Raw genomic sequence first — 12,581 nt, forward strand, 5'->3', positions numbered from 1 at the left:
TTCATCTCCTTTTGTGATTTCAGTTCGCTGCCCAGATTTGTTGGTTCCCGTCTCGCAGCCCGTCAGGAGTGTCGAACGTGCTCGTCAGAATGGAACTCGCCCGAATCATCATCAGCGAGATTAATGATCAACAGGTTGTCTTTCTGCGTGAAGTGGAAGGGGATCGCTCGTTTCCGATCCTGATCGGAATTTTCGAGGCGACGAGCATCGATCGTCGGGTGCAGGGGCATGTTCCCCCCCGGCCGCTGACGCATGACCTGCTGAAGAACGTGATCATCGAACTGGGTGGAGAAGTGCAGGATGTGGTCATCACCAATCTGGTGGAGCACACTTACTACGCCGTGATCCGCATTCGCCACCACGGTGAGATCATCGAAGTCGACAGTCGGCCCAGCGACGCGATTGCCCTGGCTGCCCATTTCGACCCGCATCTGCCCATCTATGTGGATGAAGACGTCATCGAGGCCGCCAGCCCGAATCAGTAGCTGTCTGACCTTGAGAAGGGTCCGATGCCGCGCGGAGTGCTGCTTTCCGCCCCTCGAGACAACGTGTGGCGCTCAAGACCACGTCGGGTTGCCTGATTCCGGCAATGCGGAGCAGCCGACACTTCGAGGGGACTACGCAGTCGGTTCTTCTCGCGAGAGTTTGCCCGTGGAGTCGGTCTCCTGGTGGGCATTCAGCTTGGTCTGGCGCGTGACCTGGGTTGCGGAACCAGCCTGACACTTCGAGGCACTGGCCCGTCGGATTTCGCGGCGACGTATCAGGACCTGCTGGAATTCGAACGCCCAGTTCCGGCGGCGGCAGAAAGGCTGGAGCAGCTGAATCACTTCCGCAGCGGTGGCCGGTCGACCGGCAGGGTCGACGGCCATCATACGCTCGACGATGTCCGCGAGCTCTTTAGGGCACTGCGGATTGGCGCGGTCGGCACGCGGTCGCGGATCGGTGCGGTGGGCACGAACAGTCTCCGCACGGTTAGGACGGGGAAACGGCCGCTGCGCGGTGAGTGCGACATAGAGCGTGCACCCGAGACTGTAAATGTCGGCCCGGCCGTCGACTTTCATACTGTCGAGCGACTGCTCCGGGGGAATGAAGTCCGCTGTCCCCAGGCAATCGTGTCCGAAGATCATGGCCAGAGAAAACTCTTCATCCAGGCAGGCCTGATCGGCCAGCGTCAGGCCGAAGTCGAGGAGCTTCGCGTTCCCCTGCACGTCAATCAGAATATTGTCGGGTTTCACATCGCGATGCACCATGCCTTGATGGTGCAGATAGCTGATTCCTTCCGCCGCCTGACTGACGACGTCGCACGCGGCGTCCCACTTCATGGGGCCGGCGGAAAAACTGATCCCTTCCAGGAGGGTCACCCCCTGAAAGAGTTCCATCACCATATAGTCGGTTTCACCATACAGGTGTTCCACACGACCGACATCGTAGGTTTTCACCAGTCGCGGATGGTCAAACCGCATGCCAGCGCGGGCTTCGAGCCGGAACCGGGCCCGGATTCCGGCTTCGTGTTTGTATTGCTTGCCCAGCAGCTTCAGCGCGTAGCAGGTCGGCTTGTCGGGATGCCGTGCAATGTACACGGTCCCCATTCCTCCGTAGCCCAGAATTTCGACCAGCACGTAATCATTCACCCGCAGCTGCCGTCCACGGCCATTCAGAATCTCTTCAGCCTGGAAGCGGGTCAGCAGCTGCTCTCGGACCGCCAGCATGGCGAGTTCGGTTGAGCTGACGAGCGACTGGGCCTGTGGGCTCGCTGCGAACGCGTTCAGCCGCGCCGGAGGAAGAATCCGGCTCTTGGCCACCTGCTCAACAAAGGCTCCAGCAGTCACGATCATGAGTGCGAATGCTCTCCCGGTATCCTGCGAGACGAGAAACTGCAGGATCAAGACGCGTTGATGTGCTGACGCAATAATATCGTAAGAAATCGGGACGTTGAAGAAGTTTGACTGCAGTTTTTCTGCCCACTCTGAAAATCTTGCAGAATTTCCTTGCCGTTCCGGCGGCGGCGGCCTGAGGCCGAGGTGAAAAACCTGGTGGACAATTCGCGGTAACGGCCCGATTCTGTACAATCGTGTCGGGATTAAATTGCTGATCCCGTGGCTCCCCCTCCATCGATCTCAGGTCTCCGGAACGCTCCCCATGACGACCCCCGCCCGCCTGATCCTGGTGCTGGCCGCCTGTCTGCCAGCGTGTCTGTCTCCCCGCCCGGCTGTGGCGGCTCCACCAAACATTGTGGTGATTGTCAGTGATGATCAGGGCTACAACGATCTCGGAATTCTGAACGAGGAGGTTCGCACTCCGAATCTTGATCGGCTCGCGAAAACGGGGGTCCGGTTGACCAATTTTTATGTCGCCTGGCCCGCCTGTACCCCTTCGCGGGCCTCGTTTCTGACCGGCCGATATCCACAGCGGAACGGCATGTACGACATGGTACGCAATGAGGCCCCCGATTATGGCTATCGCTATTCCCCCCGGGAGTACGCGGTTTCGTTCGAGCGGATTGGAGGACTCGACGAGCGTGAGCAGATCCTGCCGGCCTATCTCAAGCAGACGGGCTATGTCTCAGGCATCTTTGGGAAGTGGGATCTCGGCATGCAGCGGCGATACCTTCCGCTGCAGAAGGGCTTCGATGTCTTTTACGGCTTCGTGAACACCGGCATCGACTACTTTACCCACGAGAGATACGGCGTTCCGTCCATGTATGCCGGCAATGCACCCACTCAAGCGAATCAAGGGACCTACTGTACAACCCTCTTTCGACGGGAAGCGGAGAAGTTCTTGCATCAGCACCACAATCAGCCGTTCTTTCTCTACCTGCCGTTTAATGCACCGCACACAGCATCCAATCTGGATCCGGCTATCCGCAGTGCTCCCCAGGCACCCCCCGAATACAAGCAGCAATTTCCTCATCTCAAGGATGAACTCCGCAAGACGCCGACCCGCTACTCAGGAGTCGCACTGACGCCGACGCCGGAAAAGCAGCGGCTGGAGTACCTCGCCTCTCTACTCTGCATGGATGAAGCCATTGGGAGCGTGCTGGACCTTCTCGACCGGTATCAGCTGACGGAGAATACGATCGTGATCTTTTTCTCCGACAACGGTGGAGGAGCCGGCTCGCGCAATACGCCGCTGCGTGGAGGAAAGGGAAAGGCCTACGAAGGGGGAGTGCGGGTTTGCGCGCTCATCCGCGGACCCGGTTTGCCATCAGGAGGAGTGAACGACTCCTTCGTGACCAGCCTCGATCTGCTGCCAACTTTACTGAAGCAGTCCGGCGTCAATCCTCCTGAGAATCTGGTGCTCGACGGTAATGACATCTGGTCGACGCTGCAGGGGCAGGCTGAGTCGCCGCGAACAGGGATGTACTGGCAGAATCAGGCTTTTGACGCGGCACGAATCGGCCATTGGAAATGGATTCGTACCGCGGGGAAAGAGGAATTGTACGACCTGTCCGCGGACCTGGCAGAGAAGACAAATCTCGCCAGTCAGCAGCCTGAACGCACCGGTGAACTCCGTCAGAAGTTTGAGACATGGGTCAAAGACATGGAGGCGGCTGAGCCTCGCGGCCCGTTCCGGGATTATTGAGTGCCAGTGTTCGCGGCGTCCGGAGTGACATCACGGGGCGTTCGTTTGAAGGGGCGACGATCGGGCTGGTAAAACTCGCTGGAGGAGAACACTCTCCGCAACTGCAACCGCCCGCGGAGGAGCGCTGATGTCAGAAACTTCGAATCCCATACAGCGGCGCCGTGTGATCTATCGGGGCAGGGTTCAGGGGGTGGGATTTCGGGCGACGACCTCGCGGCTGGCCCGCCGCCTAGGAGTGGCCGGCCAGGTTCGCAATCTGCCGGATGGGACCGTGGAGCTTCTGGTCGACGCACCGACTCCACTCTTCGATCAGCTGCACGAAGCCATTCAGGACCGGTTTGTGGGGCACGGAGTTTCCGCCAGCATTCAATTCCTTCCATGTACAGACCCGTTTCAGGGCTTCGAAATTACGCGGTAATCGGGGCGGATCTGCGGATTGAAGCCCTGGACAGGGTGAAAAATGCGGAAGTTGCCGGTTTTTTGCGGCCGGATCTGTGATAACCTCTGCGTCAGTCGAATTTTGCCAAAGTTCGTCCAGCGAGGACGCGAAACAAGGAGGGAACACCATGTCAGTCCCGGCATGGGCCGTCGGCATCTCGTCGCAAGGACCCTCTTCGGCTGTGGGAATCAAAACGGGAAACGCGTTTGCTGCGCAGCCAGGCTCCATCTATCTGGGGGTCGACCCCGGTCTGAACCGGACCGGCTATGCGTTGCTGCGACGGACCTCTCGCCGGCCAGTTCTGATTGAGGGTGGCGTGATCCGCACGAAGCCCTCCGGTTCGCTCGCGAGCCGCGTGCTGGAAATCGGACAGGGGATCAGCGAACTGATCGAGGAGTTTCAGCCCGATTCCGTGGCCATCGAAAAGGTTTTTTCGATGGTGAAGAATCCGAAGACGGCTCTCATGATGGCTCACGCCCGTGGGGCGATCCTGTATTCCATTGCTCACGCCGGGCTGGGTCTGGTGCACTACACTCCCCGGCAGATTAAAAAGCTGCTGACCGGGACAGGAACCGCCTCAAAGGAGCAGGTGCAGCAGGCGATTCAGCGTGAGCTGAATATGACGAAAACGCTTGAGCCGAACGATGTGGCAGATGCGTGTGCCATCGCGCTCTGTCACTATCACAGTCTTCGTGTCGACCTCCATGGCCTCGCACTGGCACATCAGGCGGGCTGAGGAGCCTCTCCCCGAATCTCGCTCATGGAGTCGGTGTTCCGCTGCTTCCGGCTCCCAGGTTGAGACAGGAATCTTTATGGTCATCATCCTTTCGAACGATCTGTTTCTCACCAGCCAGTTGCAGGGGGCTGTGCAACGAGCAGGATCCGAATCGCGGATCGTTTCTTCTCAGGCGAAATGTCTCGAACTGGCTGCGGCTTCTCCGCCGAGGACCGTCATCGTCGATGTGGAGACACCGGGGCTGGATCTGCCGTCGCTGAAGTCGCAGCTCGGGGAAGGGTGCCGGCTGATCGCTTACGGGCCCCATCTGCGGACGGCACTCCTTGAGGCGGCCGAAGCCGCCGGATGTGACGCGGTGCTGACGCGCGGGCAGATTGCAGCCAAGCTCGATCAGATCCTGCTTTCAGCCAGGTAGCTGCGACTTTCGGCATCACGGCGTGCGATGCGCCGTCGTCGTTGGCCCATAGTGGCTGCTTGTGCGGTCCACTGTGTTGAGCGCTTTTCAATTGGCGGCATGTCGGGCTCCGCAGGGCGGATCCAGGCTGATCGAAAATCAAGTCGCTGCGAGGACGGTCGACAGGATTGAAGAGGATAAAAAAAGAAGCCCGCCAAAACTGGCGGGCTTCCTGTCCATTTAGATCACACACTGGCGAGGATTAGAATTCGCCAATGGGCAGACCGTCACGAATGGCGATCAGCTGTTCAAAGGTGCTGTCGACAGCAGAAGCTCCCGAGACCACCGGTGAAGTTGATGCGATTGCAGCTTCAGCAGTCTGGTTGGTGTGCTGAATGTTTTCGCTGATGAAGCGGACGGTGCCGTCACCCATCAGGAACTGAGCACCACCAGAGTGGAAGCTGCTGAATCCGCTGCGTCCGCCGCCAGCAGTACCGAAGCCGGTATTCCACTGGTTAATCTTGGCCAGACCGTCAGCCAGTGCGAACACGAGGCCATCGTTGTTCATCGTTCCGTCAGCGCCGTTGTCGGCAACGTTCGGGAAGTTGTTTGACGGATCGCCGCTGGTGGTTCCGCCGTGACGAACTGCAAACATGGTTGCGGAACCGACGTTGTTGGAACCGATTTTCCAGGCACGTTCGCCGACCAAGATGGTGTTGCTGGTACCGTCAGTCATGTCCCGGATTCCGAGGTTTCCGTTACCGACAAATATTCCGTTACCACCTGCCTTGTGGAAGCTCACGCCAGAAGCCGACTTGGCAACCGGATAGCGGCCGTCAGTGGCAGCGTTGGAGTTGAGCGACCAAGAGGAGTTGGCACCGACGTACGCGCTGCTGGAGACTGCAGTAGGCGTTGCGGCACCAGAGGTGTTGTAACCGTTGAAAAGGCGGGTCTGGGTCGCTGAGGTCGGAACCGCATTGGTCGTCGTGTTGGTCGGCGGAGCGGTGTTCGACGGGCACTGGAAGGCCGGATAACCCTGGGTCATCGCCTGAAAGGCCTGAGGCTGGTTCTTGGCATCCAAGCGGCTCAGCATTGAATTGGTCCCGACGCCGATGGCGTTATAGGCGGCAGACTGATCAATCTGAGGCAGGATGAATGCCGACCATGCCCAGTGGCCGTCGCCCGCGGCAATCGGGGTCCCGAACTGGTTGTTGTTCGTGGCAGTCGCTTTGCCGAAGTGAACGTATCCGGGCGGGAAGCGGTTATAGGTGTCGTGGTAGTTGTGCAGGGCCAAGCCGATTTGCTTCAGGTTGTTCTTGCACTGAGACCGGCGGGCTGCTTCACGTGCCTGCTGAACTGCAGGCAGCAGCAATGCGATGAGCACGGCGATGATGGCGATCACCACCAGCAGCTCGATCAGAGTAAACCCCTTACGTCGATTTCGTATCATGTGGTCCATCTCCTCTACGCCCGGGAAAAACACCGAATAAATGTTGGAATAACGCATTCCACATTGCTCGACAGAAGTGGCTCAGTCGAGAGCAGACATCCTGTCGCCAGCTTAAGCGCGAATGGCTGGGCAGACCGATTCGAGCCGAGGCTTTAACGCCTGATTGTCAACTTTTGTCTCGTCAGCGTCAAGCGACGACATCGGATTTTGCATCAAGAGTCGTTGACTTTTTCGCGAAGATTCGACGAACACCTCTCCCCAACGAGCGTCGTCCTGCAGCCGATCGACGGGCCTTTGGGGACACGCACGCTTTGGCCTTCGCTGCAAGTGGAATCGCGGCAATCTCATAGGATGTCGGTTCCGAACTGATAGGGCGCACGGCAGAGGGGCCCGCGCTGCAACTTCAGCGAACCAGTCCCCTGCGAGAAGCGGATGGGGGAGATCCCTGTTTGAAGTGTTTGTCCCTCGACTTCCCGGGCAGCCGACGACAGTGGACCGACAGCCGCCGACCGGCTCGAATGCACCAGATCGCCTGTGAAAAGCGGACGAGATTCGCAAGATGGATGCGACAATTGATTTCGGCCGGCTTATTTCGTCAGCTGCACAGCCGACACGGACTCCACCTGAATTACGTCGCCACCGACTGCGTTATCGAAGGCCCGGGGACCGGTCATGGCGGCTGCTTTCCCGATCCATTCGTCCATCGCAACCCCTTCCGCTGGCTTGAGAAACGCCAGGAAGCGGCCGTCCGGGGCGACAAGCACATAGGGGGGCAGTCCGGGAGTGGGCAGAACCTGTTGAACCATGCCGGCTCCGCTGAATTTCGACTTCCCAGTCGGGGAAGCGGCGGGCTGTGTCGCACTCGCAGGCGCGATAGGATGGGACGTGGCCGCGGCGGGAGACAGCATTCTCGGCGTCTCCTGAAGGGGCATCGCCATTGCAGGTTGCGGGTTTTCCACCACTGGTGCCTCCGCCTGCTGGAAGCTCGCCTGTGTCCCCAGCAACTGAGCATCCCGCTCGGACGTTTCAGCGGCGACTTTCAAAAACCGCTGATAGTGCCCCGCAATTTCCTGCCGCTTCTGCACGACCGGCATCCGCTGGTCGATCATCGCGACGATCTGCGGCGATGCTGAGGCTTTCAGCTGTTCGTACCGGGCGATAATCGGGTCAAGAACCCATTCGCTGGCGGGTTTCGCCACCATGTCCGAGTAGTCCTGGTCGATTTTTGACAGCAGGTCAAATTCGTCGGAAATCTTTTTCTGGGAAGGCGTTGTGGGAAGTTCTGCCGGCGCGGCTTCTGCCACTTTCTCATCGGTTGCCGTGGCCGGAGACAGGAGCGGGGAACGGTTTTCGGTTACCAGTCGCTGACGATGTTCTGCGGGAACCTGAAACGGGTCGACAGCCAGCTGCTGCTGGATCTGCTTGCTGTTGGGGACGATAAATTCTCCTTTGACCCAGCGGAATTCCTGAGCAGGGGGAGCGATTTTCAGCATCCGGACTGCTCCGCGCGGCCCGCGCAGGGTCTGTTCGCCGAGAATCGTCACTTCGTCACCGTTAAAGAGTTCCCGCCCGGAGAACGAGTGCTCTTCGCTGAACTCGCTTCCAATGCGGACAATCGCACGGGGGAGGCGGTTTTCTTCGGGCGTGATGGCGACCACCCCGCGTTCCGGAGAAACGCGGTCGACGAGGGTGGCGTCAATCCAGCTGAAGCTGCCCGCCGGAGGATCGATCATATACCAGCCGCCGTGATCGTGTCGGCGAACGGTGACGAGGTCGTTCATTTTGAGCTTCCCCGTCACATAAAACTGGGCTCCGGGGCCGCAGCGGACTTCGACATCTTCGCCGACGACGGTTCCCTGATAGGTCGAGGCTGGCTCGGCGCTGAAACCCGCCAGAGGCGAGGAACAAACAAGGAGCAGGCTGAACAGCGAACGAAAGAGTCGTCGTGTCATGGTCATCAGCTTTTGATCAAAGGGGCACAAGGAGCGTTTCTGTGAGGGAATTTCGGGTGAAATTCACACAAAATCGCGGGCAGGCAGGGAATTGAACTCAAGAAATGAGGGGGATCTTCCGAGGGGCTCTCTTCTTACCGTACCCCTCGCGTCTGAGGCAAGATCAGTCAGCCGAGCTTTGTTGCGAGCCGGAAGCGAATGAGAAAGTTACAATGCCCTCACTCCCCGACTTTCGGTTTTCAGAACAGGCGCCCGAACCCATGACACAATCGTCTCCCCGTCCCAAGGCAGTCGTTCTGGTCAGCGGTGGCCTTGATTCGGCAACGAGCCTGGCTATTGCGCAAGATCAGGGATTCGAGTGCTTTGCGCTCTCGTTCGACTATGGTCAACGACACCGGTTCGAACTGGATGCGGCACTGAAAACCTGTGCGTCACGGGGGGTCAGCGACCACGCCATCATTGAACTCAATCTGCGACGATTCGGAGGCTCCGCGCTGACGGCCGACATCACCGTCCCGAAAGATCGTGATGAAGCGGCGCTCGCTGCAGGGATTCCGATTACCTACGTTCCGGCACGCAACACGATCTTTCTGTCGATTGCCCTCGGCTGGGCGGAGGTGCTGGGGGCGTTCGACATCTTCCTGGGAGTGAATGCGGTCGACTACAGCGGCTACCCGGATTGCCGCCCCGAGTTTGTCACGGCCTTCGAAACCCTGGCCAATCTGGCGACGAAAGCGGGAGTGGAGCAGATGGGGAAGTTTCGCGTTCATGCCCCTCTGATTCACCTGACCAAGGCTGAAATCATTCGCGAAGGGTTGCGACTGGGGGTGGATTATGGACTCACCCACAGCTGCTACGATCCGCAGCCGAATGGCACTCCGTGCGGACATTGCGACTCGTGCCAGATTCGACTGGCTGGTTTCGCTGCGGCAGGGGTTTCTGATCCGACCGCGCCTGCTGAGTAGGTGATCTCCGTGGCTTGAAGAATCGAAGTGGTGATTGTTCCAATTGCTTTTTGGGGCGTGGTCCTTGCCACTCCGAGGTTGGCGATTCAACAATCAGATGGATTGAGGTACGGGCGGATGAGTGTGTGAGCGGCTGAACTTCCTCTTGAATTGAGGCTGACCCATGACTGAAAAGTTCGTCGGTATTGCAGGGATTGTTCTGGCGTTTATGGGCTGGCCCGTGGCTGCTGCCGAGAAGCCGAACATCGTGTTCATCATGGCGGATGACCTCGGGGTCTTCGATCTGGGCTGCTATGGCCAGAAATTGATCCAGACTCCGAATATTGATCAGCTGGCCCGCGAGGGGACCCGCTTTACACAGGTGTACGGAGGGGCGAGTGTCTGCGCTCCCTCCCGCAGCGTGTTAATGACCGGCCTGCACACCGGTCATACGCGGATCCGGGGGAATCATTCAAAGGTGGCTGGTGTCATCGGAGAAGAAGGCGAGCGCGGAAGGGTACCGCTGCGTCCCGAGGACCTGACGATCGCTGAAGTTCTCAAAGGTGCGGGCTACACCACCGGCATGACAGGCAAGTGGGGACTCGGAGAGCCGAATTCCACGGGCGAACCGAACCTGCAGGGCTTTGATGAATGGTTCGGCTATCTGAATCAGGATCGGGCGACAAACTATTATCCTGATTCCGTCTGGAAGAACCGGGAGCGACACGTCATTGCCGAAAATGCCGACGGCAAGCAGGGGGCGTATTCACACGATCTGTTTACGGACTTTGCTCTCGACTTCATCCGCCGGCATCAGTCGGAGCCGTTCTTCCTGTACGTTCCCTACACGATTCCGCATGTCGCCCATCAGGTGCCGGACCTGCAACAGTACGCCGGCAGGGACTGGCCGGATAAGGCACGCGAGTATGCAGCCATGATTTCGCGGATGGATGCCGATGTCGGGCGGATCGTGAAGCTGCTTGATCATTCCGGATTGAGCGAGAAGACCTTGGTCTTCTTCTGCAGCGATCATGGCGGGCCTGCTGCGTATCAAAAGGTGTTTGCCAGCAATGGAAACCTGCGTGGGAGGAAGGGGACACTTTCTGAAGGGGGGCTGCGGACCCCGATGATTGTGCGCTGGACGGGGCAGATTCCGGCCTCCCGGACTTCGGACGTTGTGTGGTCCTTCCCGGATCTGTTTCCGACCTTTGCCGAACTGGCCGGGGCCCGTGTCACCACCCCGGTCGATGGCGTCAGTATCCTGCCCACACTGCTCGGGAAATCGCAGAATCTCGAGGATCGGATGCTGTACTGGGAACAGATGTCGAATGGCTTGCAGCAGGCTGTTCGCTGGCAGAACTGGAAAGCGGTCCGCACCGGCCTGGCTGCTCCGCTCGAAATTTATGATCTCGCGTCTGATCCGACAGAGAGCCACAACGTCGCGAATGAGCATCCCGAAGTGGTGCGGCGTGTGGAAGAATTCCTCAAGACGGCGCGGTCGGAGTCGGAAGAATGGCCGCTTCTGACTCGCAATCCTAAACAGTCTCGGGCAAAATGACGTCGCGGTGAACTGACGTTAACGCTCGGCTCCAGGACTCACGCCATGAAGATCTTTTCAGCTGCACTGTCTTGCGCTCTGGCAATTGTCTGCACGATCACTTCGCAGACGATGGCCAGCGAACGGCCCAACATCGTGTGGATCAATGTGGACGACATGTCTCCCCACTTTTCCTGCTATGGGGAACAGCGGATTCAGACGCCCCACGTCGACGAGCTGGCCAAAGAAGGGACCCTGTTTCGCAACGCGTTTGTGACAGCCCCTGTCTGCTCGGCGAGCCGGTCGGCTTCGATCACCGGCATGTATCAGACTTCGATCGGCGCCCAGAATCACCGCAGCAGCCGGGGAGACGTCAAAATATATCTGCCAGAAGGAGTGGAACCGCTGCCTGTGCTGTTCAAGCGGGCCGGCTATTACACCGCGGTGGGGAGCCCCGAGATGAAGCCCGGGAAGCAGATGGGCAAGCTCGATTACAACTTCGTCTATGATGAGTCGATGTATGACGGCAACGACTGGTCCGGACGGAAGCCCGGACAGCCCTTCTTCATGCAGGTGCAGCTGCACGGGGGGAAATCCCGTGAGGGGAATAGCGGTCCCGCAGATCTGCAGAAGGCCTTGGGAACACTCACTTCTCCGGATGTGGTGACACTCCCTCCTTACTACCCGAACGATCCGTTGCTGTTGGCAGACTGGGCCTATTACCTCGATGCTGTCCGCAAAACCGACGCCGAGGTGGGGGACGTGATCAAACGTCTGAAATCCGAAGGAATCTACGATCAGACGGTAGTCATCTTCACGACCGATCACGGTATCAGCCACGCTCGTGGCAAGCAGTTCCTGTATGATGAAGGGATCCATGTGCCGCTCGTGATCCGGGGACCCGGAGTTCCCCGCAACACGGTGCGGGACGATCTGGTCGAACACATCGACATGGCGGCCACCTCTCTGGCTCGGGCAGGCATCGCGATTCCCGCCAAAATGCAGGCGCGGGATCTGCTGGCCACCAACTATCAGCCTCGTCAGGAGGTTTTTGCCGCCCGCGACCGCTGCGATGAAACCGTCGACCGGATTCGTTCTGTCCGGACAGCCGACTTCAAATACATCCGGAACGGTTACCCGGCTCGTCCCCATCTGCAGCCCAACCGCTACAAGGACAGCAAGCCGATCGTCCGCCAGCTGCGCAAGCTTCACGAAGAGGGGAAGCTGAACGACTTGCAGGAGCGCCTGCTGTTCTCGGAAAGCCGCCCCGCGGAGGAGCTGTACGACCTGAAGTCTGACCCCTATGAAACTGTGAATCTGGCTGCGGATCCGAAGTATCAGACGCAGCTGCTGGAGTTGCGGCAACGCCTCGATCGCTGGCAGGAGGAGACGAACGATCTGGGGCGGGTCCCGGAGTCGGAAGCCTCATATGACGCCAACACCATTGCGAACATCAACAGCAAGGGGGGAGGAGACAAGAAGACACTGCGGCGGAATATCGAGCTGATGAAGAAGTGGGCTGCCGAAGGCAAATGAGTGCGATTCGA

At 59.0% G+C, this 12,581-nt stretch carries 11 protein-coding genes; 8 read left to right on the forward strand and 3 right to left on the reverse strand.

Annotation, left to right across the window (positions count from 1 at the left end):
* The first annotated feature begins 77 nt into the window (after window positions 1–77).
* On the forward strand, window positions 78–485 hold the full coding sequence (locus SH664x_RS03030) for a bifunctional nuclease family protein (protein WP_437204937.1): 408 nt from the start codon (window positions 78–80) through the stop codon (window positions 483–485).
* Between the two features lie 132 nt (window positions 486–617).
* Here SH664x_RS03030 and SH664x_RS03035 read toward each other — a convergent pair whose 3' ends face one another.
* Window positions 618–1,835: a serine/threonine protein kinase gene (locus SH664x_RS03035; RefSeq protein WP_437204938.1), complete on the reverse strand. Its 1,218-nt coding sequence runs from the start codon at window positions 1,833–1,835 to the stop codon at window positions 618–620.
* A gap of 304 nt (window positions 1,836–2,139) precedes the next feature.
* Between SH664x_RS03035 and SH664x_RS03040 the strand changes: the two genes are divergently transcribed.
* From SH664x_RS03040 to SH664x_RS03055, 4 genes are all read left to right on the forward strand, one after another.
* Window positions 2,140–3,582, forward strand: coding sequence for an arylsulfatase B (locus SH664x_RS03040; RefSeq protein ID WP_437204940.1), 1,443 nt, complete (start codon window positions 2,140–2,142; stop codon window positions 3,580–3,582).
* Between the two features lie 127 nt (window positions 3,583–3,709).
* A complete protein-coding gene (locus SH664x_RS03045) occupies window positions 3,710–4,000 on the forward strand; it encodes an acylphosphatase (protein ID WP_437204941.1) in 291 nt (96 codons plus the stop codon).
* A gap of 148 nt (window positions 4,001–4,148) precedes the next feature.
* Window positions 4,149–4,757, forward strand: a complete 609-nt coding sequence (gene ruvC / locus SH664x_RS03050) for a crossover junction endodeoxyribonuclease RuvC (protein ID WP_437204942.1) — start codon at window positions 4,149–4,151, stop codon at window positions 4,755–4,757.
* Between the two features lie 76 nt (window positions 4,758–4,833).
* Window positions 4,834–5,172, forward strand: a complete 339-nt coding sequence (locus SH664x_RS03055; protein ID WP_437204944.1) for a hypothetical protein — start codon at window positions 4,834–4,836, stop codon at window positions 5,170–5,172.
* Between the two features lie 241 nt (window positions 5,173–5,413).
* Here SH664x_RS03055 and SH664x_RS03060 read toward each other — a convergent pair whose 3' ends face one another.
* Window positions 5,414–6,601, reverse strand: a complete 1,188-nt coding sequence (locus tag SH664x_RS03060) for a DUF1559 family PulG-like putative transporter (protein ID WP_437204946.1) — start codon at window positions 6,599–6,601, stop codon at window positions 5,414–5,416.
* Window positions 6,602–7,188: 587 nt separating this feature from the next.
* A complete protein-coding gene (locus tag SH664x_RS03065; RefSeq protein ID WP_437204947.1) occupies window positions 7,189–8,553 on the reverse strand; it encodes an SH3 domain-containing protein in 1,365 nt (454 codons plus the stop codon).
* A gap of 260 nt (window positions 8,554–8,813) precedes the next feature.
* Between SH664x_RS03065 and queC the strand changes: the two genes are divergently transcribed.
* From queC to SH664x_RS03080, 3 genes are all read left to right on the forward strand, one after another.
* Window positions 8,814–9,518, forward strand: coding sequence for a 7-cyano-7-deazaguanine synthase QueC (gene queC / locus SH664x_RS03070; RefSeq protein WP_437204949.1), 705 nt, complete (start codon window positions 8,814–8,816; stop codon window positions 9,516–9,518).
* Between the two features lie 163 nt (window positions 9,519–9,681).
* Window positions 9,682–11,055 carry an arylsulfatase gene (locus SH664x_RS03075; RefSeq protein ID WP_437204950.1) on the forward strand — a complete coding sequence of 458 codons (1,374 nt, stop codon included), beginning with the start codon at window positions 9,682–9,684 and terminating at the stop codon, window positions 11,053–11,055.
* Window positions 11,056–11,100: 45 nt separating this feature from the next.
* Window positions 11,101–12,570, forward strand: coding sequence for a sulfatase family protein (locus tag SH664x_RS03080; protein WP_437204951.1), 1,470 nt, complete (start codon window positions 11,101–11,103; stop codon window positions 12,568–12,570).
* The last annotated feature ends 11 nt before the right edge of the window (window positions 12,571–12,581 follow it).

The organism is Planctomicrobium aquicomposti (genome assembly GCF_051466325.1).
Classification (GTDB): Bacteria; Planctomycetota; Planctomycetia; order Planctomycetales; family Planctomycetaceae; genus Planctomicrobium.

Coding starts and splice junctions, on each gene's coding strand:
- SH664x_RS03080 (WP_437204951.1), top strand. CDS start 11,101: ATGAAGATCTTTTCAGCTGCACTGTCTTGCGCTCTGGCAATTGTCTGC.
- SH664x_RS03035 (WP_437204938.1), bottom strand. CDS start 1,835: ATGATCGTGACTGCTGGAGCCTTTGTTGAGCAGGTGGCCAAGAGCCGG.
- SH664x_RS03065 (WP_437204947.1), bottom strand. CDS start 8,553: ATGACACGACGACTCTTTCGTTCGCTGTTCAGCCTGCTCCTTGTTTGT.
- SH664x_RS03055 (WP_437204944.1), top strand. CDS start 4,834: ATGGTCATCATCCTTTCGAACGATCTGTTTCTCACCAGCCAGTTGCAG.
- SH664x_RS03060 (WP_437204946.1), bottom strand. CDS start 6,601: ATGATACGAAATCGACGTAAGGGGTTTACTCTGATCGAGCTGCTGGTG.
- SH664x_RS03040 (WP_437204940.1), top strand. CDS start 2,140: ATGACGACCCCCGCCCGCCTGATCCTGGTGCTGGCCGCCTGTCTGCCA.
- SH664x_RS03075 (WP_437204950.1), top strand. CDS start 9,682: ATGACTGAAAAGTTCGTCGGTATTGCAGGGATTGTTCTGGCGTTTATG.
- ruvC (WP_437204942.1), top strand. CDS start 4,149: ATGTCAGTCCCGGCATGGGCCGTCGGCATCTCGTCGCAAGGACCCTCT.
- SH664x_RS03045 (WP_437204941.1), top strand. CDS start 3,710: ATGTCAGAAACTTCGAATCCCATACAGCGGCGCCGTGTGATCTATCGG.
- queC (WP_437204949.1), top strand. CDS start 8,814: ATGACACAATCGTCTCCCCGTCCCAAGGCAGTCGTTCTGGTCAGCGGT.